This is a genomic window from Saccharibacillus endophyticus (assembly GCF_013185185.1).
Classification (GTDB): domain Bacteria; phylum Bacillota; class Bacilli; order Paenibacillales; family Paenibacillaceae; genus Saccharibacillus; species Saccharibacillus endophyticus.
The window spans coordinates 20,611-42,632 of sequence record NZ_JAAZWE010000006.1 but is presented as its reverse complement, the minus strand read 5'-3'; the positions used below and the strand labels follow the sequence as shown (position 1 = coordinate 42,632).

Sequence of the window (22,022 nt, the reverse complement as noted above, 5' to 3'; positions counted from 1 at the left end):
GAGGTAAATTAAGTGACTTTATTAATTTCAGTATATATCTTTGATTAAAGATAAGCAACCCCGGAACATGAATTCGCAAACACGCGCCAGCCCTCTTGTTTCGATGTGCATAATCCATTAAAATAGGGTAACGGATGTGATGACGATGTCTTTCAGTATGACCGGTTATGGTCAATTCGCCATGAATCGGGGCGGATACAAAATTCAATTTGAAGTCAAGTCCGTCAATCATCGCTACTGCGAAGTCGTGCTTCGGATGCCCCGGGAATGGAACAGTTTCGAGGAAGGTCTCCGGCGGCTTGTACAGCAGCATGTCAGGCGCGGACGGATTGACGTGTACATCACCAGAGAGAGCGAAGCATCGGGAAGTACGATGATGCTTAACCGCGCGGCAGCCGATTCTTATATTCGGGCGGCGCGCGAGTTGGAACGGATTTATGGTATGGATAGTCGTCTAAGCGCTGCCGAATTGCTCGCGCTTCCGGATGTTATGCTTCCTACGGAAGCTCCGGTTGCCGAGCAAGAGGAGCTGGACTGGGAAGCCGTGCTTCAGGAAGGTCTGGGGCAGGCTTTGGCCGAACTTGTTTCGATGCGAGGCTCCGAGGGCAATCATCTAACGGCGGATTGCCGTCTTAGATTGAGAAATCTGACCGCAGCGCATCAAGAGTTGGCTCGATTGGCTCCGACTGTCGTCGATGATTATCGGACGAAGCTGAGGCAGAGACTATCCGAATTGCAAGACGGGAGCTTCGTGGTGGACGAGTTCCGCTTAGGCATGGAAGTCGCGCTTTTTGCGGACCGTTGCAGCATTGATGAAGAATTGGCGAGACTGCGAAGTCACTTTGACCAATGCTCGGAGTTGCTGGGCAATAGCGAAGCAAAAGGTCGCAAGCTGGACTTTTTGATTCAGGAAATGAATAGAGAGGTCAATACGATTGGCTCGAAGGCGAATCATTTGGCGCTCGGAAGCCATGTCGTCGAGATGAAGGCTGAGCTTGAGAAGATGCGAGAACAGGCAGCCAATCTCGAATAACGGCCGGGTGCCTGGCCCGAATTACAGAAAGAGTAACAACTAATAGGGGGAAAACCTGGACATGGCAATCAAGCTTATCAATATCGGCTTCGGGAACATTGTATCGGCCAACCGAATCATTTCCATCGTAAGCCCGGAATCCGCGCCGATTAAGCGGATTATTCAGGAGGCACGAGATAGGCATATGCTGATCGATGCCACTTACGGGCGCAGAACGCGCGCCGTCATTATTACCGACAGCGATCACGTCATTTTGTCCGCGGTACAGCCGGAGACGGTGGCTCATCGACTGTCCACCAAAGACGACGATAACGACGAATAATGGGGAGAACTATGTCTAAAGGGTTATTGATTGTATTGTCCGGACCGTCAGGAGTCGGAAAGGGAACGGTATGCAGCGCGCTGCGCAAAAGATTGCCAGGGCTTGTCTATTCGGTATCCGCGACGACTCGTTCGCCTCGCGAAGGAGAGCAGCATGGCGTCAATTATTTTTTCAAAAGCCAGGAAGAATTTCGTGATATGATCGCGAATGATCAATTGCTGGAGTATGCGCAGTATGTCGAGAATTTCTACGGCACGCCGCGTGACTTCGTTGAGCAAACGATCGAAGCAGGTAACGATATCATTCTGGAAATTGAAGTGCAGGGTGCGCTCAAGGTGAAGGAGACCTTCCCTGACGGAGTGTTTATTTTCCTGACGCCGCCTTCGCTCAAAGAATTGAAGGATCGAATCGTGGGACGCGGCACGGAGACGGAATCGGTGATTCACAACCGCATGTCGGTAGCCGAGGAAGAGATTGCCTTGATGCGTCATTACGATTATGCTGTGGTTAACGATGAAGTCGATAAGGCTTGCATGCGGATCGAATCGATCATTGTTGCCGAGCACTGTCGTATTGCCAAGTAAGTACATTTTTCAACAAACAGATTGCCGGAGAACCGGGCTTTTCCCTTGTCCATGACGCGTACGCGACTGAAGCAGGGGACATACAGAGAGGACGATAAACATGTTGTATCCTTCCATCGACAAAATCATGACCAAAGTAGATAGTAAATATTCTTTGGTCGTAGCCGCCAGCAGACGCGCGAGACAGCTTCGCGAAGGTGCCGAATCGGAACTTCAACGCCCTAGAGCGCACAAACAGGTCGGCGTAGCGCTCGAAGAAATTTACGGCGACTACATTAAAGTAGAAGCTCGCGACGAGAATGAAGTGGTCGAAGAACAAAAAGGTAAACGGAACCTGTAAAAGCTTCTGTTACGAATAGCCTGACGGCACAGGCAAGGCAGATCATGCAAAATAAGCCGGAAGGCTCCATCTCTAACAACCTCACGGTTGTTATTTTTTTTCAGGAGGGGAATCGCACATGTTAAACGGGAAAAAGATTTTGCTCGGCGTAACCGGAGGAATTGCTGCCTATAAGGCCGCGACGCTTTGCAGTCAGTTGGTCAAAGCGGGAGCGCAGGTACAAGTCGTCATGACGGAGGCCGCGCAGCAGTTCATTCCGGCATTGACGCTTCAAGTGCTGACCCGTAATCCGGTGCATGCGAATACGTTCGAAGAGCACAATCCGAAAGTCGTCAATCATATTGATCTGGCCGATTGGGCCGATCTGGTGCTGATTGCTCCGGCAACGGCAAATATCATCGGCAAGCTGGCAAACGGTTTGGCTGACGATATGTTATCCACGACGCTGCTTGCCGTGACGGCTCCGCTGATGATCGCGCCTGCGATGAATGTTCATATGTACAGCCATCCTGCCGTCGTGCAAAATATGCGGACGCTGGTTGATCGCGGTGCCCTAATGATCGAACCGGGCGACGGAATGTTGGCTTGTGGTTATGTCGGCAAAGGGCGTCTGGAAGAACCGGAGACGATCGTGGAAGTCGTGCGTCGTTTCTTTGCGGAACGCGAGGTCGGCGGAAGTTCGCGGTCGGAAAGCCTCGCGCCGACCGAGCGCGCGATTGGATCGGATACCGATGTTCACGATCCGGGGCCCGAACCGTTCGTATCTGCGACAAGCGAGGTCGACAAAGCGAATCCGAGCGGCGAAACGTTGTTCGCTACGGCCGGAGGAGCGTCGGAACACGGACTTGCCGGCGGTCTGACTTCTGCGGGAACGGCCACATACGCTGTGCAAGGGCCGCTATCCGGCAAGAAAATCGTCGTGACTGCCGGCGGCACCATCGAACGGATCGACCCGGTCCGTTATATCACGAACGATTCGTCAGGCAAAATGGGCATCGCTTTGGCTCAAGCCGCGCAAGATTTGGGAGCCGACGTGAAATTGATCGCGGGCAAGGTGCAAGTTGCGCTGCCTCCGGGCATTCCGACGCTGCGGATCGAATCCGCGGAAGACATGTACGAAGCGTGCCTGAACGAGTGGGGGAAAACGGATATGCTGATCATGTCCGCCGCGATTGCCGATTATCGGCCGAAATCCAGCTCGCCGCGCAAGATCAAAAAAGTCGGCGATACGATGGCGCTTGAGCTGGTCAAGACCGTGGATGTGCTGCAAACGCTCGGCTCGCAAAAGGAACATCAATTCCTGATCGGTTTTGCTGCCGAGACGCATGACCTGGATACCTACGCGGCCGAGAAGCTGCAGCGCAAAAACTGCGATCTGCTGGTAGCCAACGACGTTACGCAGACAGGCGCCGGTTTCGGATCGGACACCAATATCGTGCGGCTGTTCGGGCCGGAAGGACGCATTGCCGATCTGCCGAAACAGTCCAAGTACGATACGGCTCGCGACATTCTGCTTGAAGCTTCGCGCCGTCTGGAAAAGGGAGCGGTGCGATGAATTTCGCGCGGGTCATCGTGGACGTACCGGTGCGGGCGGTAAGCCGGCCGTTCGACTACCGGATTCCGCCTGAAATGCAGGAGTGGATTGCTGTCGGCAGCCGGGTCGGCGTACCTTTCGGCGGCCGGACGGTGCAAGGGTTCGTGGTGGGTTTGACGGACGAAAGCGAGTATAAGCACGGGCGGATCAAAAACATTCGCGAACTATTGGATTTGGTTCCTCCTCTGCCGGAAGATTTGGTCGAACTCGGCGGCTGGATCGCGGACAAATATGCCTGTCACAAGACGATGGCATTGCAAGCGATGATTCCTTCGGCGTTGAAAGGAAAGGCTGAACGGTTTATTCATGCCGCTCAGCCGGATGCCGATGTCGAGGAGACTGAGGAAATCGGTAGACTGTTGGCGGATATCCCGGAAGATACCGATGAGTTGTCCTTGTTCGGCAGTCCGTCCAACGCGGATGTGCCTTCGGCGAACGAAATCCTCGAATACGTACGCGGCCGCGGTCAGGTCAAAGCCGAACAACTTCGTCAGAGCTTCCCCGGTCGCGAGAAAACGGTGCAAGCTTTGATTCGTGGCAGATTTCTGTTCGAAAGTCAGGAAATTCGCGATCGGATGGGGCGCAAAACGGTTAAAACCATAGCTTTGAACGTAGATGCGCAGCAGGCTCAGCAAGAACTGGAGCATTTCCCGGCGCGTGCGAAAAAGCAAAAAGAAGTGTTCGAGTTCCTGATGCAGCTCGGCGTGCCGATGGCGATGAAAGACGTGCTCAGCACGCTTGGCGTAACGGCAAGCACAGTGAAATCGCTCGAGGAGAAAGGCTTGGTTAAAATGGAGGACGTGGAAGTATTCCGCGATCCTTACGCAGGCCGCAACTTCAAGCCGAGCGAACCTCCCAAGCTGACCGGCGAGCAGCAGCAAGTATATGACGCTGTTGTGGCTCGCTTGAACGCGCGGCGCGAAGGCGTCTTCCTGCTGCACGGGATCACAGGTAGCGGTAAGACGGAAGTGTATCTTCAGTCTATTCAGCTGTGTATTGCCCAAGGTCGCCAGGCGATCGTGCTCGTGCCGGAAATTTCGCTGACGCCGCAGATGGTCGAACGGTTCAAAAGCCGCTTCGGCTCCAAAGTCGCGGTGATGCACAGCCGTTTGTCCGGCGGTGAACGTTACGACGAATGGCGCAAAATTCGCGAAGGTCGGGTTCAGGTCGCGATCGGTGCCCGTTCCGCGATTTTTGCTCCGTTCAAAGACATCGGGCTGATCGTCATGGACGAAGAACACGAGTCTTCGTACAAACAGGAAGAAAGCCCGAAATACCATGCGCGCAACGTAGCGGTCAAACGGGCCGAGCAGCATAACGCGGTCGTCATTCTCGGTTCCGCTACTCCGTCGCTGGAAACCTATCATGCGGCACGCTCGCAAAGCGATCCGCATTTCTCGCCTGTGCTGGCCGAGATTTCATTGCGTGCGCTCGGAAGCGAGCTTCCCGGCGTCCAGATCGTGGATATGCGCGAAGAATTGAAAGAAGGCAACCGCTCGATGTTCAGCCGCGATTTGCATAAAGCGATCGAACAGCGTTTGGAGCGAAAAGAGCAAACGGTGCTGCTGCTCAACCGCCGCGGTTACTCGACCTTCGTCATGTGCCGGACCTGCGGTTATGTCGCCGAATGTCCGAACTGCGACATCTCGCTGACGTTCCATCAACGTTCCAACAATCTGCGCTGCCATTACTGCGGCCATGCGGAACCCGTCCCGGAAACGTGCCCGGAATGCGGCAGCGAGCATATCCGTTATTTCGGCACGGGAACCCAGCGCGTCGAAGAAGAACTGGCGAAGCTCTTCCCCGGTATTCGCGTGGTACGGATGGACGTGGATACGACGAGCGAAAAAGGGTCGCACGAAAAGCTGCTTCAGCAGTTCCGAGACAAAAAAGCAGACGTGCTGCTCGGTACGCAGATGGTCGCCAAAGGCCTGGATTTTCCGGACGTGACGCTGGTCGGGGTCATTGCGGCCGATTCGGCGCTCAACCTGCCGGATTTCCGCGCGGGAGAAAAAACGTTCCAACTGCTGACGCAGGTCGCGGGACGCGCGGGACGACATCATCTGCCGGGCGAAGTGTTTATTCAGTCGTATAACCCGGACCATTATTCGATTCAGCACGCTTCGAAGCATGATTATCATTCGTTCGTGCGCGAAGAGTTGGGTCATCGGCGCAAATTGGGTTACCCGCCATACTGCCGCTTGATTCTGGTCACGTTCTCGCATGAGCAGCTTCCGGTCGTCGTGCGCATGGCTGAAAATTATGCGGCTATGGTGAAGGAAAAAGCGCGTGCGCGCGGTTGGCTGGCCCGTATGGATAAATTGGCGCCGAACGTGCTTGATTTATTGGGCCCGATCGCGTCGCCGATTCCCCGGATCAAGAATAGATACCGATTTCAATGTATGATAAAATGGCGTGGAGAAATGGACGCTGCCCTGCTGGCGCGGGAAATCGCGGATGAACTGGAAGACACGGCGAAAGAGCAGGATCTGCTCATCAGCATCGACGTCGACCCTCAGGTCATGATGTGACGCGGTCCTCCGCGTCTTTTTTATGGAAAGGGCAGGTACGAACCGCAAGCCGAACGTGCTCAACTCGTCGATTCAATAAGAGTGACGTTCAAAAAGCAGCATGATTTATTTGATTACTTTTTTAAGGAAGGTGTTTGGCAATGGGAATTCGCATGATCGTAAAAGAACCGGATGAAGTTTTGCATAAAAGAGCAAAAGAAGTCACGAAAATCACGCCTAACGTGCAAAAACTGATGGCCGACATGGCGGAGACTATGTACGACGCGGAAGGCGTAGGCCTTGCGGCTCCGCAGGTCGGTATTTTGAAACGCATTATCGTGATCGACGTCGGCGACGAGAACGGCTTGATCTCGATGATCAATCCGGAGATCGTCGAAAAAAGCGGCGAACAATTCGGCATCGAAGGATGTCTGAGCATTCCCGGGTTGAACGGGGACGTACGCCGTGCCATGACGGTAACGGTGAAAGGCTTGAACCGGGACGGCGAAGAGTTCACGGTGACCGGCAGTGAGCTGTTGGCGCGTGCCTTCCAACATGAGATCGACCATTTGGACGGAATCCTGTTTACCGACGTGGCCGAAAAAGTCTATGAACCTGCCCGGGAAAGCGCGGCGAAGGAGTGAGCGAAATGAAAAGAATCGTATTTATGGGAACCCCTCAATTTGCGGTATCGTGCCTGGAGGCACTGTTGGAATCGGAATGCAATATCGTAGCTGTAGTGACTCAACCCGACCGTCCTCAAGGACGCAAGAAAGTTTTGACGCCCTCTCCGGTAAAAGAAGCGGCATTGAAGCATCATCTGCCCGTGCTTCAACCGGAACGGATGCGCAATAAGGAAGCGGTCGAGGAATTGGCTTCGTTCCATCCCGACCTGATCGTCACGGCGGCGTATGGCCAAATTTTGCCGAAGTCTCTGCTCGAAGTGCCGGAGCTGGGCTGCGTCAATGTGCACGGATCGCTGCTGCCCGCTTATCGGGGAGGGGCGCCGATTCAGCGTTCGATCATTAACGGCGAGACCAAGACGGGGATTACGTTGATGTACATGGCCGAGGGGCTGGATACGGGCGATATGATCGCGGTCGAGGAAGTCGAGATCACGGACGAAGATACTTCGGGTACATTATTCGAAAAAATGGGCGCAGCCGGAGCCGCGCTGCTTAAACGCGAGCTTCCGCGTCTTTTGGAGGGTCGGGTTGACGCACAGCCGCAGGACGAGTCGTTGGCTACGTACGCGCCGAACCTGACCCGTCAGGACGAAATGATCGATTGGACGCGTTCGTCCCGGGAAATTTTCAATCAGGTGCGCGGTCTGTCGCCGTTTTCGGGCGGATATACGCTTTGGACCGATGAAGTATTCAAGATTTGGGAAGTCGAGCGCCCCGAAGAAAACGGACCGGAAGCGGGAGCCGCGCCGGGAACGGTGCTTGACGTAAACAATAAAGCGATCGTGGTGGCTTGCGGAGACGGCGCGGTACGGTTGACGAAAGTGCAGCCGGCCGGTAAAAAAGCGATGCCCGTATCCGAGTTTGCCCGGGGTACGGCCATGCAGGCAGGGACGGTGCTGGGATGAGCGAGAATAACGGAAACGGAAAAGGTTCGGGCATTCGCATGTTCGGCGGCGGATCGAAACCTGCGGGCGGATTCGATCCGAACAAGTCTTCGGAGCGCAAAAAAACGGATGATCGCAAAAAAGGCCCGGATCGCAAAAGCTCGTACAGCCGAAGCAACGCTTCCGGAGCGGCCAAGCGGATCGAAGCCAAGTCCGGCGCGGCTAAACCGAAAGCGGGCAGTCCGGCCAAGCCTGCGTTCAAACCCAAAGCTGATTCTGCCGCAAAACCGAACATGCAGACAAAGCCGAATTCGAATCCCGCTGCCAAGCCGAGCGCAACGGCATCGACGAAACCGGCAGGAAGCGCAGGTCGACAACGGCCATCCGGCAATAAGAATGTATCCGGCACCGCCACTGGCGCTTCATCGGACAATCGGGCCAAGCCGACAAGCGCATCCGAGCGCATTGCGGCCAAGTCTGCAAGCAGAAGCGAAAAGCCTTTATCCGGCGCGGGACGGCCGAAACCTTCTGTTCCTGCCGCAAAAGGCGCCGAGCAGCCGCGCAGACGCAAAGTTCAATTGACTGCTCGCGAAGTGGCATTGAACGTACTGACGAGCGTTGACGAAAATGCGTCGTACAGCAATCTGCTGTTGAACCGTTCGCTTCAGCAAGCCGAGTTGAGTCCGGCGGATGCCGGGCTTGTCACGGAGCTGGTATACGGTACGATTGCGCGTCAAGCCACGCTCGACTATTTCTTGAACCTTTTTATCAAAAGCGAAGTCAAGCGTCTGAATCCATGGGTGCGCAGCCTGGCCCGGATGTCGCTGTATCAAATCCGTTACCTGGATCGTATTCCGGCCCATGCGGCCGTTAACGAAGCGGTGGAAATTGCCAAGAAGCGCGGACATCAAGGTATCGCCTCCATGATCAACGGCGTATTGCGCAGCGTGCTGCGCGAAGGCGACAAACTCGCGATTCCGGATGATCTGCCGACGGCGGAACGAATTGCCCTGCAGCATTCGCATCCGCAATGGTTGGTTGAACGCTGGATTGCCCAATACGGCGAAGAGACTGCGGAAGAGGTGTGCGAAGCAAACAATCAGCCGCCGAAGGTCAGCATTCGCGTCAACGCTTTGAAAGCCGATCGCGACGAACTGCTGCGCGAACTGGAAAATGAAGGACGCACCGTGCGTGCATCCGAACTTTCGCAGTCCGGCATCATCGTGGAAAGCGGCGGCAACATGGCGAACGACCATTTGTACCGCGACGGTCGTTTCAGTATCCAGGACGAGAGTTCGATGCTGGTCGCCGAAGCGCTGGCGGCCGAATCGGGGATGAGCGTGCTCGACTGCTGCGCGGCTCCGGGCGGCAAAACGGCGCATATCGCGGAAAAGATGGGCAACAAAGGACGCATCGTCGCCAACGATTTGCACGAGCATAAGCAGGGATTGATCATAGAGCAGGCCGAGCGTCTGGGATTGTCGTGCATTCAGCCGAGCGTCGGAGACGCGATGGCGCTCAAAGATCAATTCGAGCCGGCTTCGTTCGACCGCGTGCTGCTCGACGCGCCGTGCTCCGGCTTCGGCGTCATTCGCCGCAAGCCGGATCTTCGTTGGGCGAAGACGCCGGACGATACCGCTTCGATCGCCCGTCTCCAACGTCAAATGCTCAATGCCGTAGCGGGTCTGGTCAAACCGGGCGGCATTCTGGTATACAGCACATGCACGATCGAGCGCGAGGAGAACCAGCGGGCGGTTGCCGAATTCCTGCGCGATCACGCGGAATTCGTTGCCGAACCTTTTGAAGTGCCTGCATTGGAATCTTTGCCGCAGGCGGGCGGAGCCGGCGTTCAAATCCTTCCGAATCAATTCGGATCGGACGGATTCTATATCGCAAGGCTGCGCCGAAGAGGTTAAAAGCTAAGGTTTTTGGCCGAATTGCCGATATCATGACGAGTGCTTTTATTCAAGCCGGAGGAACCGTCGCCGAAGCCTATACGCTTCGGCAGGGGTTCCTCTTTAGCATGAACGGCTTTTGTGCTAATATAGATAAGATGGAAACCGATAAAGTCAACACAGTCAATAAAATCAACGAACAGGGGATAATTAACAACATGAAACCTTTCATATACGACTATAATCTCGACGAGCTGCGCGAGTGGGTCAAAGCCAGCGGCGAAGCGGCGTTCCGCGCCGATCAGATTTTCGACTGGCTGTACGTCAAGCGCGTATCCAGCTTCGAGGAAATGACCAACCTGTCGAAAACGCTGCGTCAAAAGATGGACGATCATTTCGCGTTCGTGACGCTCAACGAAATCACAAAGTTCCAGTCCAAGGACGGCACGGTGAAGTTCTTGTTCGGCCTGCACGACGAGCACGCGATCGAGACGGTCATCATGAGCCACAATTACGGCAACAGCGTTTGCGTGACGACGCAGGTCGGCTGCCGCATCGGCTGCACGTTCTGCGCGTCTACGCTTGGCGGACTGAAGCGCAACCTGACGGCGGGCGAGATCGTGGCCCAGGTCGTCGAGGCTCAGAAGATGCTCGACGAAAAAGGAGAGCGCGTCAGCAGCATCGTGATCATGGGCTCCGGCGAACCGTTCGAGAACTATGAAGCGACCATGACGTTCCTTCGCATCATGATCCATGAAAAAGGACTGAATATCGGTCAGCGCCATATCACCGTTTCCACGAGCGGAATCGTTCCGAACATCTACAAATTCGCGGACGAAGACACGCAGATCAACCTGGCGATTTCGATCCATGCGCCGAACGACAAGCTTCGTTCCAAGCTGATGCCGGTCAACCGCCGCTTCCCGTTCGACGACGTGATGGCTTCGCTCGACTACTATTTCGAAAAAACGGGCCGTCGCCTGACGTTCGAATACGCCCTCATCGGCGGAGTGAACGACCAAGCCGAGCATGCACAGGAGCTGGCGGACGTGCTGAAGACCCGTATGGCGCACGTCAACCTGATCCCGGTCAACCATGTGCCGGAACGCAAATACGTCCGCACGTCGCGCAGCGACATTTTCAATTTCCAACGCATTCTGATCGAAAACGGCATCAACGCGACGATCCGGCGCGAGCAAGGCCATGATATTGCTGCGGCGTGCGGTCAGCTGCGCGCGAAGCATATGGAAAAAGGACAGGAAAAGGCTGCGAGGTGAGCTAGGGTGATTCATACCGTTCATGCAACGCATATCGGAAACGTACGGAACGTCAACGAAGATTTGTCCTGGGTGGGACGGATCAAGCCCGGCGGCTATACGCTGGGCATCGTGGCGGACGGAATGGGCGGCCATCTGGCCGGAGACACGGCAAGCCGTCTGACCGTGGAGACCATGGTCGCGGACCTGAGCGGTCTGGAGCCGGGACTTTCCCCGGAAGCTTGCGAAGCGGCGCTCGGCGATGCGATTCTGCATGCCAATGAAGTCGTCTATCGCCAAGGAGAATCGGATATTCGCTATCATAATATGGGGACGACCGTCGTGGCCGTGCTGCTTAGCGGCGACCAAGGAATCATTGCCCATATCGGGGATAGCCGAGCCTATAAAGTCACTTCTTCCGGCATCGAGCGTTTGACCGATGATCATACTTTAGTCAACGAGCTGCTCAAAAGCGGGCAGATTAGCGAAAAAGAAGCAGGCGCGCATCCAAGACGCAACGTGTTGACGCGAGCGCTCGGCACGGATGCGGAAGTCAAAGTCGATCTCAGAAGAATCGTGCTGCAGCCGGGCGAAGGCCTTGTTTTGTGCAGCGACGGACTGAGCAACTTTGTAGCGGAAGCCGAGATGCTGCGCACGGTACTGAAGCCGGGTGCGGCGCTCGACGATCGCGCGCATAAGCTGGTTCGCATGGCGCTGAATTCCGGAGGCGACGATAACATTACCGTGGCTCTGTTCGAAAACGGACGCGTCGGTCAGGATGCGGCGACGAAGGAGTGGGTACAATGATCGGTCAGGTGTTCAGCGGCCGCTACGAAATCATGGAGCGCGTAGGCGGCGGGGGAATGGCGCTGGTGTATAAGGCGCTCGATCTGCTGCTGAATCGTTTCGTTGCGGTCAAGGTGCTGCGCCAGCAGTTCATGCACGACGAAGAGTTTATCCGCCGTTTCCGGCGGGAAGCGCAGTCGGCCGCATCGCTGTCCCATCCCAACATCGTCAGCATTTACGATGTGGGCCAAGACGGCGAGGTTCAGTATATCGTGATGGAATATATCGAGGGACGCGATCTGGACGAGTTGATCAAGGAACGCGCGCCTCTGCCGGTCGAGGAAGCGGTGCGCATCGCTTCGCAGATTTGCGACGCGCTCGATCATGCCCACAACAATCAGATCATTCACCGGGATATCAAGCCCCATAATATTTTGATCGGACGCAATGGTCGGGTCAAAGTGACGGACTTCGGGATCGCCCGCGCGGTTACGTCGACGACGATCACGCAGACGGGTTCGGTCGTCGGTTCGGTTCACTATTTTTCTCCCGAGCACGCCAAGGGCGTAACCGCGGGCGAAAAGTCGGACCTGTACTCGCTCGGCATCGTGCTGTATCAGATGCTTACCAGCTCGCTTCCTTACGAGGGCGAAAGTCCGATAAGCGTAGCTTTGAAGCATTTGCAGGACGAATACGAAGAGCCGCGCAAGCTCAATCCGACCATTCCGCAAAGCGTGGAAAACATCATCGTCCGAGCGATGCGGAAAAATCCGTCCGAGCGTTATGCTTCGGCTGCCGAGATGCAAAGCGATCTCGATACCTGCCTGCTGCCTTCGCGCCGCGAGGAGCAAAAAGTGCAATTCAACGATGTGGACGATGCGGATCGTACGCTTGTCGTGCCTGCGATCCGTTCTTCGTCGTATGAGCCTCCCGTTTCGGAAATGCATCGCAGCGACAAAACGGACAAGAAGAAGCCGGCAGGGAAAAAGAATTGGAAAAAGCCCGCGATTATCATCGGCTCGACGCTGCTGTTTCTGGCTATCGTTTTGGTCGTCGTGTTGTATATCCGCGCGCAGTTCGTCGTGCCCGAAACGACCGTTCCGAACGTAATCGGAATGACGGAGGAAGAAGCCCGGAGCACGCTGGCCGCGCGCAATTTGGAAGTCGAAGGCGTGAAGTACGAGTACGACCCCTCCACGGAAGCCGGAATCGTATTCCGCCAGAGCAAGCTGGAAGGGTATACCGTTAAGGAAGGAGCTTCGCTGCTGTTAACGGTAGGTTCGGAAAAGCCGTTAACGGCCATGCCGAAGCTTACCGAGTCCGATTACGATGAAGCACGACGGGATTTGGTGGCGCTCGGCGTGACGGAAGACCGGATCGTGCGCGAAGAAACCTTCAACGATGCAGCCCCGGAGACGGTCATCAAGCAATCTCCGGAACAAGGCGAAGACTTTGACCCGGATCAAGCTACGGTGACGTTGACTGTCAGCATGGGCGTGGAAGAGAAGTCGGTACCGGATATCGTGGGCAAGACGCGTCAGCAAGCGCTCGATCTGATCAACGGTCAAGCATTGGCGCCGTCGTCGACGGAAGAGGCAAGTTTTACAGTCGAAAAGGGGAACGTCATGAGCCAAAGCCCGGAAGCCGGAACGGAATTGAAACCGGGCGAAGTCGTGAAATTCGTTGTCAGTTCCGGCATTCCGGCCGATGCGGCGAGCTTTATTTTGCAAGTTCCCGTAGAGCCTTCGCAGGAAGGCGTCGCAACCAAAATCCGTCTGGAATACAGCGATGCGCGAGGAGACCGAATCGAGTGGGGGACAGATACCATTTCGGCGCGTCGTATTTTCCCGGTATCTCTTGTGCTCGCGCCTAACCGGAACGGAGCGGTATCGGTATATCGCGACGGACAATTCGTCACTTCGTATACCGTCAATTATTCGGACGTTCAGAACGGTTCGTTCGTTCAACCGCAGTTCCCCGAGGAGCAGCAGCCGGAAGAAACGCCTCCGCCGGAGGAGCAGGCGCCTGCGGACCCTCCTGCCGATAACGGCGGCGATCAGGGAGCCGCGGAAGGCGACGCGGGTAACGGTGACGGAACGGAAGCCGGAGACGGTTCGCAGGTCGAAACGCCGCCTGCCGATGATCAGGAAGGCGACGGACAGACCGAAGGAGAAGAAGTCGATCCGTCGGCATTCGTTCCTCCCGGCAAGGCGGTTGCTGCCGGAGAGGCCGCGAATGCTTCGGGTTCGGGTCGCGGAAAAGGCAATGGAAACGCAAACGGCAGATAACGATGAATTAATAATCAAGCGGAGAGGCGAGGCCGGACGGAAGTCCGGCCCGCTTCCGCTTTAAGGCAAAGGAAGGTGAAGCATGCCAGAAGGTTTGATCGTGAAAGCATTAAGCGGTTACTATTACGTGAAGGACGACGAAGCATTGCCCGGAGAGGCTTCGGTTCAGTGTAGGGCCAGAGGCGTATTTCGAATCAAAGGGAAATCTCCGTTAGTCGGGGATCGCGTGACCTATGCACTGACCGAAAACGGGGAAGGAACGGTAACCGAGATCCATCCGCGTTCGACGGAACTGATTCGCCCGCAGGTTGCCAACGTCAATCTGGCCGTGCTGGTATTTTCGGTTAAGGAACCGGATCTGAGTCTCAACCTCCTTGACAAATTTTTGGTGCATATCGAACACGAGGGCCTGGACGCGCTGATTTGTCTGACCAAAATGGATTTGATCGATGAAGACGATACGGCTGCGCGAGAAGCTGTCGAAAACGCGAAGGCGTTGTATACGTCGATCGGCTACGAAGTGCTGGAGACCAGTTCTCCGCAAGGCGTGGGAGCGGATCAGCTGCGCGAGCGTCTCCAAGGCGAAATCAGCGTCTTTTCCGGTCAATCGGGCGTCGGCAAGTCTTCGCTGCTGAACGCGATGTTCCCGAAGCTCGACCTGCTCACCAGCGAAATCAGTTTGCGGTTGGGCCGAGGCCGACATACCACCAGACATGTCGAACTGGTAGAGCTCGGCAACGGAGGCTATATCGCGGATACGCCGGGATTCAGCCAACTTGATTTTCTGGAGCTGGGCGTCGAGGAACTGGGAAGCTGCTTCCGGGAATTCGCCGAGCTGTCGGAAGGCTGTAAATTCCGCGGCTGCACGCATCTGCACGAACCGGGCTGCAAGGTGCGCGAAGCGCTGGAAGCAGGCGAAGTCGCCGAAAGTCGTTACAAGCATTACGCTGCTTTTTACCAGGAGATGAAAGATAAAAAACGGAGGTACTGAATATGGTATTGATTGCTCCTTCGATATTGTCCGCGGATTTCTCGAAGCTTGGAGCCGACGTTGCGGAAGTGGAAAACGGCGGTGCGGATTGGCTGCATGTCGACGTCATGGACGGACGTTTCGTTCCGAACATTTCATTCGGCGCTCCGATCATGCGTTCGATCGCGCCGCATACCAAACTGCCGCTCGATGTTCATTTGATGATCGAAAATCCGGAAAATTACATACCGGAATTCGCCAAAGCAGGAGCTTCGGTCATTACGGTTCATGCTGAAGCTTGCGTTCACTTGCACCGGGTTGTGCACTTGATTAAGGAACAAGGCGTCAAAGCCGGCGTAGCGCTCAATCCGGGTACTCCGGTGTCGGCGATCCGCGAAGTGTTGGAAGATCTGGATCTGGTGTTGATCATGACCGTTAACCCCGGCTTCGGGGGCCAGGCATTCATCGAGCGTACGGTAGAGAAGATTCGGGAAACCCGGGAACTGGCGAATTCGCTCGGTTTGACCGGATTGCATATCGAAGTAGACGGAGGCATAGCGGCAGATACGGCGGCGAAGGTGGTTGCGGCAGGCGCGGACGTACTTGTCGCGGGCAGTGCCGTATACGGAGCCGCAGATCGTGCGGGGGCTATCCGAACGATTCGCGAGAGTGCGGAGCAAGGCATATGAACAATTTTAAATCCACGCTGATGCTTGCGTTGATTACTTCGGTCGTCGGACTGCTGATCGCGGTTTTCGCTTTTCTGCCGGTGCCTTTTAACGCATTGGTGGGTCTGCTTGCCGCGGGGTTGGTAGTCTGGTATTTCCGAAAGCTTGAAGAGCGTGGACCGAAGATTATGTTTATTGTTTTCGTGGTTGTGTACTTCCTGTTCTTCACGGTATTGATCGCGTCGATCCGTTACCGGATGGGCCTGATTTAAGGAAAAGGTTCGCGGATGGCGGAAAAGCGATATTCTGACGAATCCAACAAATAAGCCGCAGGGCTCTCGATCGGAGAGCCCTGCGGCTTATTTTTATACCGCGAATTGCGGTTCGAAGCATTCATGTGACAACATGGACACATGAAAGACATAAACTAAAAAACACCTTCCAAAGAAGGTGCTTTCTCGTCTATATCTGGATTAAACGCGAGTTACTTTACCCGATTTAAGAGCACGGGTGCTAACGTATACGCGTTTCGGTTTGCCGTTTACGAGGATGCGAACCTTTTGGACGTTAACTCCCCAAGTACGACGGTTGCGGTTGTTAGCGTGGGAAACGTTATTGCCGGTGCTTGGTTTCTTTCCCGATACAAAACATCTGCGAGCCATGAATGACACCTCCTTGCTTAGATCAAACAACACTTAAAACATCATAACACAACAAAAAAAGCTCCGTCAACGGTTCTAAAAACTTTATTTATTTCTACGTAAGCTTATAGTACAATATTAGGTGGGGCCTTTTGCAAAATCTGCTTGGAAACATTGCCCGGATTTTGCAAAAGGCTCATGATGTGTGGGAGTATAAACGTAGTTACCTGTATGGATCCGGCAAAGGGTGGGTAATATCGGTTATAAGGGCCTGTACATTACCGCGGGGGACGGAAACCTGGTTTCCGGTGCACGCATGATAAGCATGGGCAAGCGAGCATGAGCGAGTGCATGTACGGGTTTAGACATCGAATAGAAAGCGGACGTTTCCGAATTTCGGCGTTTGCGTATCCAGTAGGTTTGAGGAAGGGGAATTTTCATTGAGCAGGCGTTCGATTAACGGAACTGATTTTACAGGCATGGTATTGGCCGGTGCGGACAAACTTTCGCGTCAGGCGGAGCATGTGAATGCGTTGAACGTATTCCCGGTGCCGGACGGCGACACGGGCACGAACATGAATTTAACGATGACGGCGGGGGTGACCGAACTTCGCGAGCGCAGCTCGGCGTCGATCGGCCAGTCGGCAACCATTTTGTCCAAAGGACTGCTGATGGGGGCGCGAGGCAATTCCGGCGTTATTTTGTCGCAGTTGTTCCGGGGATTCGGCCGTTATGCGGCTTCGCATCAGGAACTGAATGCGATACAATTCGCGGCGGCGCTTCAAATCGGCGTGGAGACGGCTTACAAAGCTGTCGTAAAGCCGGTCGAAGGCACGATTCTTACCGTTGCCAAAGAAGCGGCCAAGCACGCGGCCACTTATGCGCGCCGCACGACGGATGTCGTGGAACTGATGCGCGAAGTGCTTGCTAAGGCTCAATACGCGCTTGACCGCACGCCCGAACAACTTCCCGTGTTGAAGCAGGTCGGCGTTGTGGACTCGGGCGGTCAAGGTCTCGTTTACATTTACGAAGGCTTCTTGGACTATCTGGAAAACGGGGCATCGGGGGAATCGGCCCGTCCTTCCGCCGCGAGCGTTTCGACGAAGGCCGAGCCGTCCGTTCCGGCAGCCGCTGCCGCAGCTCAGGCTTCGCATATCCAAGCGTCCGCCCAGGCTCAACTGGAAACCGAAAATATCGAATTCTTGTACGACATGGAGTTTTTCATCAACCGCGGATTAGGTGACGGCCCCCGGGATTTCTTCGACGAAGAAGCTTTCCGGAAAGCGCTGTCCGTCAACGGGGATTCCATCATCATTATCGCGGACGACGATATCGTTAAAGTCCACGTTCACTCCAAAACGCCAGGCGAAGTGATGACGCTTGCGTTGCGTTACGGAGAAATCACGCAGATTCATATCTTGAATATGCGCGAGCAGCACCGCGACCTGCTTCATGCGGGCATGGACGGAGCGGCTCCGCCGGAATTGTTCGCCGATATTCCGGCACCGACTCCGGCTCCGGAGGAACTTTCGGCTCTGCCTGCCGACGAAGTTGCACCGTACGGCTTTATCGCTGTTGCCAGCGGAGCGGGCATCGAAGAGATCTTCAAAAGCCTGGGCGTCGATATCGTATTGTCCGGGGGACAAACGATGAACCCGAGCACCGAAGACTTCGTGAACGCGATCGGACAGCTTTCGGCCCAGCATATTTTCCTGCTGCCGAACAACTCGAACATCGTGCTTGCCGCCCAGCAGGCCCGCGATCTGCTCGAAGGCGAACGCCAGATTACCGTCGTTCCGTGCAAGAGCATCCCGCAGGGCATCGCCGCAGCGCTGGCCTTCCAGGAAGAAGAATCCCCGGAAGCCAATGCCGAGCAGATGAACGAAGCCATCAAACACGTGAAAACGGGCCAGATCACGCACGCCGTGCGCGACACGACGTTCGACGATCTGGACATCACGGCCGGCCATTATATCGGCATCTTCAACTCCAAGATCGTCGCCACGGCCGAAGACCGCCTGACAACCAGCAAAAACCTGCTGGCGGCCATGGTCGAAAGCGGCGACGAAGTCATCACCCTGCTCACCGGCCAGGACGCTTCCGAATCCGAGACTGCCGAGTTGGCCGAATGGCTGACCGAACAGTACCCGGACGCCGAAGTCGAATTCCACACCGGCGGCCAACCGGTTTACGATTACATGTTCTCCGTGGAAGCTTGATCTAATAAAAAGGCGAACATGCCGTATGCCAGCCTGCTTTGCAGCACATATTTAGCTTCTATTGCTTCCCGCTGCACCCTAATCGGCCGTAAAAGGCCGGAATTCGTTTGAAAGTGGGTCGTATTGATAAAGCCGATTGGCGGAGGGTAATTCCAGTGCAGGAGCCACAGACCTTCGAAGCCTTCCCATCGAAGCTTTGTCTGTAGCGCTCGCCTTTGCAAAAGGGAAGCCACAGCTTTATTTCAATCAAGCTTCCCTTTTGCAGCACGCGACCGAAACGGAATTACCCGCAGCCTGCCAGGCATTTTTCAATCGGACAGGACTTTCAAAAAAGAATTCCGGCCAGCCTTAGGCCGCTGCCCCTAAATTAAAGGACGGTGACCCTCATGAACCCGATTATCGTAACCGACAGTACATCCGATATCCCCGAAGAACTGATCGAACGTCTCGGCATTGTCGTTGTACCGCTCAAAGTCATGTTCGGCGATACGGCGCTGCTTGACGGCGTCGATATCAAAGCATCGGAATTCTATCAACGCCTCGTGGCCGCGGACAAGCTGCCGACGACGTCGCAGCCTTCACCGATCGAATTCACCGAGGCTTATCAGCGCGTACTGGAGCAGCATCCGGGAGCGCCGATCGTTTCCATCCACATCTCGACGGGAATGAGCGGAACCTTCCAGTCGGCGACGCTTGGAAAGTCGATGCTGGAGAACGAGGATGCGGATATCACCCTGATCGATTCGCGATCCGCTTCGTACGGTTTCGGCCTGATGGTGGTTCGTGCGGCCGAGATGGCGCAGAGCGGGGCTTCGCCGCAGGATATTCAAGCCGAAGTGGAGCGTCTTCAATCGGCGCGGAGCTTGTACTTCCTCGTCGATACGTTGGAGTATTTGCAGAAAGGCGGCCGGATCGGCCGTGCGGCAGCCGTGCTGGGCACCCTGCTGAATATCAAGCCCATCCTGTCGATCGACAAGGAAGGCGTCATTTATGCGGTAGAGAAGGCCAGAGGACGCAAAAAAGCTTTGGCTCGGGTCGTGGAACTGTTTAAACAGGAACTCGGCAGCGCGGGCAAAGTCGACGTGGCGATCGGCCATACGGTCAAGCCGGAATCAGCCGACGAGATCCTTGAACTGCTGCGTCAGCATTTCGAGGTCGGCGATGTCGTCTATTCGCATATCGGTTCCGTCGTCGGTACGCATGTCGGGCCGGGCTGCAACGCGATCTATATCTGGCCTTCCGTTAAATAAGGGAGAGCGCAATGAATATACACCTGGACCAAATCCCGGTGAAAGAAGTCAACGGTGTGGGCGCTCGCAAGGTGGAGGAGCTTCACGCCGTTGGCATTTTTACCGTCAAAGACCTGATCGAATATTTTCCGTTCCGTTACGAAGATTACCGGCAGAAGTCGCTCGGCGACGTCAAAGACGGAGATAAAGCCACCGTACAGGCCAAGATCGTCGGTATGCCGATCGTGCAGCGTTTCGGCAAAAAAACGAAACTGAGCTGCAAAGTGCTGGCGGACTACTCGATGTTTACCGCCGTATGGTTCAATCGCAACTATCTGAAAGATCAGTTGGAACTGGACCGCGAGATTATTCTGACCGGCAAATGGGACGGACGCCGATTGCAGATGAACGTCACGCAGTCGGAGTTTCCGGATCGCGGGGTCATTCGCAGCGGTTCGCTCCAGCCCGTCTATTCCGTCGGCGGCGATCTGACGCAGAATTCGCTGCGCAAAGCCATCGGGAATGCGCTCGACCAATACGGCGATCAGCTTGAAGAAGTGCTGCCGGAAGAATTGGTGAAAAAATATGAGCTGATGCCGCGTCCGCAAGCGATTCGTCTGCTGCATCAGCCCGGCGATCTCGCCGAAGGCCAAGAAGCGCGCAAGCGGATGGTTTATGAAGAATTGTTCCTGTTCCAACTCAAGCTTCAGGCGTACCGTTCCCTCAATCGCGAGCGCCGCGACGGCGTGGTGCATACCACGCCCAACTCGGTGATCCGCGAGTTCGTGCGCAGCCTGCCGTTCGAGCTGACGGATGCGCAGAAGAACGTCGAATTGGAGATTTTAAAAGACATGCGTTCCGAAGCCAGCATGAATCGTTTGCTTCAAGGGGATGTCGGCTCCGGTAAAACGGCAGTCGCCGCGATCGCGCTTTTTACGTCCGTTCGTTCCGGGTTCCAGGGAGCATTGATGGTTCCGACCGAAATTTTGGCCGAGCAGCACACGCGTTCCTTGCAAAAGATGTTCGAGCCGTTCAATATCACCGTCGGCCTGCTAACAAGCAGTATCACCGGACGCAAGCGCAAAGATCTGCTGGCCGGTCTGCAAATGGGCATGATCGATATCCTGATCGGCACGCATGCGCTCATTCAAGAAGAAGTCAATTTCCGTTCACTGGGCCTTGTGGTGACGGACGAGCAGCACCGCTTCGGCGTCAATCAGCGGAGCGTTTTGCGTCGCAAAGGTTATAATCCCGACGTGCTGACGATGACCGCTACGCCGATTCCGCGGACGCTTGCGATCACGGCGTTCGGCGATATGGACGTCTCGACGATCGCGGAGCGTCCGAAAGGCCGCGTGCCGATCGAAACGTATTGGGTCAAACACGAGATGATGGAGCGGGTACTGGGCTTTATCCGCCGCGAGGTGGGCCAAGGACGGCAGGCTTACATGATCTGTCCGTTGATCGAGGAATCGGAAAATCTCGACGTGCAAAACGCGATCGACCTGCATCTGCAAATGAGCCAGTCGCTGCCGGAGTTCAAGGTGGGCCTGCTTCACGGACGCATGAACGCGGCGGAGAAGGAAGAAACGATGCGTCAATTTTACGCCGGAGATACGCAGCTGCTGGTGTCGACGACCGTGGTCGAAGTCGGGGTCGACGTGCCGAATGCGACATTGATGGTGATCATGGACGCGGACCGCTTCGGGTTATCCCAACTCCATCAGCTTCGCGGCCGTGTCGGACGGGGCGAACATGCGTCGTACTGCGTGTTGATCGCCGATCCGAAATCCGAAATGGGCCGGCAGCGCATGGGCGTTATGACCGATACGAACGACGGCTTCGAAGTGTCTCGGCGCGATCTGGAGCTGCGCGGACCGGGCGAATTTTTCGGCACGAAGCAAAGCGGCCTGCCGGAGTTCAAAGTTGCCGATATGGTCGCCGACTTTAAAGTGTTGGAGCAGGCGCGCGATGACGCGGCGAAGCTGGTCGAAGATTCGTTTTTCTGGACGTCGCCCGCTTACGAGAGCTTGCGCGCCAACTTGGAGAAGGAAGAGAAGTTCCGCGGCGAGCTGATCGACTAAGTTCTGGCTTATGCGCCATGAGAGTATCGTTTT

The 22,022-nt window shown here is 55.5% G+C and carries 19 protein-coding genes; 18 read left to right on the top strand and 1 reads right to left on the bottom strand.

Annotation, left to right across the window (positions count from 1 at the left end; genetic code table 11):
• Positions 1–145: 145 nt before the first annotated feature.
• The 15 genes from HRQ63_RS20020 to HRQ63_RS19950 all read left to right on the top strand — a co-directional run bounded on the left by HRQ63_RS20020 (position 146) and on the right by HRQ63_RS19950 (position 16,088).
• Positions 146–1,033 (top strand): YicC/YloC family endoribonuclease, encoded by an 888-nt coding sequence (locus HRQ63_RS20020; protein ID WP_172246964.1) that lies wholly within the window; start codon positions 146–148, stop codon positions 1,031–1,033.
• 61 nt (positions 1,034–1,094) lie between these two features.
• Positions 1,095–1,355 (top strand): extracellular matrix/biofilm regulator RemA, encoded by a 261-nt coding sequence (gene remA, locus HRQ63_RS20015; protein WP_005548256.1) that lies wholly within the window; start codon positions 1,095–1,097, stop codon positions 1,353–1,355.
• Between the two features lie 11 nt (positions 1,356–1,366).
• Positions 1,367–1,939, top strand: coding sequence for a guanylate kinase (gmk, locus tag HRQ63_RS20010; protein WP_037289618.1), 573 nt, complete (start codon positions 1,367–1,369; stop codon positions 1,937–1,939).
• A gap of 100 nt (positions 1,940–2,039) precedes the next feature.
• Positions 2,040–2,279, top strand: a complete 240-nt coding sequence (gene rpoZ, locus HRQ63_RS20005) for a DNA-directed RNA polymerase subunit omega (RefSeq protein WP_172246963.1) — start codon at positions 2,040–2,042, stop codon at positions 2,277–2,279.
• A 118-nt stretch (positions 2,280–2,397) separates the two neighbouring features.
• Positions 2,398–3,834 (top strand): bifunctional phosphopantothenoylcysteine decarboxylase/phosphopantothenate--cysteine ligase CoaBC, encoded by a 1,437-nt coding sequence (coaBC, locus tag HRQ63_RS20000; protein WP_172246962.1) that lies wholly within the window; start codon positions 2,398–2,400, stop codon positions 3,832–3,834.
• Positions 3,831–6,404, top strand: coding sequence for a primosomal protein N' (gene priA / locus HRQ63_RS19995; protein WP_172246961.1), 2,574 nt, complete (start codon positions 3,831–3,833; stop codon positions 6,402–6,404). The genes coaBC and priA overlap by 4 nt, the downstream gene beginning before the upstream one ends.
• 140 nt (positions 6,405–6,544) lie before the next feature.
• On the top strand, positions 6,545–7,027 hold the full coding sequence (gene def / locus HRQ63_RS19990; RefSeq protein ID WP_172246960.1) for a peptide deformylase: 483 nt from the start codon (positions 6,545–6,547) through the stop codon (positions 7,025–7,027).
• A 5-nt stretch (positions 7,028–7,032) separates the two neighbouring features.
• Positions 7,033–7,974, top strand: a complete 942-nt coding sequence (gene fmt, locus HRQ63_RS19985; RefSeq protein ID WP_172246959.1) for a methionyl-tRNA formyltransferase — start codon at positions 7,033–7,035, stop codon at positions 7,972–7,974.
• Between the two features lie 272 nt (positions 7,975–8,246).
• Complete coding sequence (rsmB, locus tag HRQ63_RS19980) at positions 8,247–9,869, top strand: 16S rRNA (cytosine(967)-C(5))-methyltransferase RsmB (RefSeq protein WP_172247266.1); 1,623 nt, start codon at positions 8,247–8,249, stop codon at positions 9,867–9,869.
• A 197-nt stretch (positions 9,870–10,066) separates the two neighbouring features.
• A complete protein-coding gene (gene rlmN / locus HRQ63_RS19975; protein ID WP_172246958.1) occupies positions 10,067–11,125 on the top strand; it encodes a dual-specificity RNA methyltransferase RlmN in 1,059 nt (352 codons plus the stop codon).
• A gap of 6 nt (positions 11,126–11,131) precedes the next feature.
• Positions 11,132–11,911, top strand: a complete 780-nt coding sequence (locus HRQ63_RS19970) for a Stp1/IreP family PP2C-type Ser/Thr phosphatase (protein WP_172246957.1) — start codon at positions 11,132–11,134, stop codon at positions 11,909–11,911.
• Complete coding sequence (pknB, locus tag HRQ63_RS19965) at positions 11,908–14,178, top strand: Stk1 family PASTA domain-containing Ser/Thr kinase (protein WP_172246956.1); 2,271 nt, start codon at positions 11,908–11,910, stop codon at positions 14,176–14,178. The genes HRQ63_RS19970 and pknB overlap by 4 nt, the downstream gene beginning before the upstream one ends.
• 82 nt (positions 14,179–14,260) lie before the next feature.
• Positions 14,261–15,169, top strand: a complete 909-nt coding sequence (gene rsgA / locus HRQ63_RS19960) for a ribosome small subunit-dependent GTPase A (protein WP_172246955.1) — start codon at positions 14,261–14,263, stop codon at positions 15,167–15,169.
• 2 nt (positions 15,170–15,171) lie between these two features.
• A complete protein-coding gene (rpe, locus tag HRQ63_RS19955) occupies positions 15,172–15,837 on the top strand; it encodes a ribulose-phosphate 3-epimerase (RefSeq protein WP_172246954.1) in 666 nt (221 codons plus the stop codon).
• Positions 15,834–16,088 (top strand): hypothetical protein, encoded by a 255-nt coding sequence (locus HRQ63_RS19950; protein ID WP_037289597.1) that lies wholly within the window; start codon positions 15,834–15,836, stop codon positions 16,086–16,088. The genes rpe and HRQ63_RS19950 overlap by 4 nt, the downstream gene beginning before the upstream one ends.
• A gap of 201 nt (positions 16,089–16,289) precedes the next feature.
• Here the strand turns inward: HRQ63_RS19950 and rpmB are convergent, their stop codons facing one another.
• Positions 16,290–16,478, bottom strand: coding sequence for a 50S ribosomal protein L28 (rpmB, locus tag HRQ63_RS19945; RefSeq protein ID WP_084778233.1), 189 nt, complete (start codon positions 16,476–16,478; stop codon positions 16,290–16,292).
• 419 nt (positions 16,479–16,897) lie between these two features.
• On the opposite strand from rpmB, the gene HRQ63_RS19940 reads away from it, so the two are divergent.
• The 3 genes from HRQ63_RS19940 (at position 16,898) to recG (ending at position 21,989) form a co-directional block, all read left to right on the top strand.
• Complete coding sequence (locus tag HRQ63_RS19940; protein WP_172246953.1) at positions 16,898–18,676, top strand: DAK2 domain-containing protein; 1,779 nt, start codon at positions 16,898–16,900, stop codon at positions 18,674–18,676.
• 386 nt (positions 18,677–19,062) lie between these two features.
• Positions 19,063–19,926: a DegV family protein gene (locus tag HRQ63_RS19935; protein WP_172246952.1), complete on the top strand. Its 864-nt coding sequence runs from the start codon at positions 19,063–19,065 to the stop codon at positions 19,924–19,926.
• Between the two features lie 11 nt (positions 19,927–19,937).
• Positions 19,938–21,989, top strand: coding sequence for an ATP-dependent DNA helicase RecG (gene recG / locus HRQ63_RS19930; RefSeq protein ID WP_172246951.1), 2,052 nt, complete (start codon positions 19,938–19,940; stop codon positions 21,987–21,989).
• Positions 21,990–22,022: the final 33 nt, after the last annotated feature.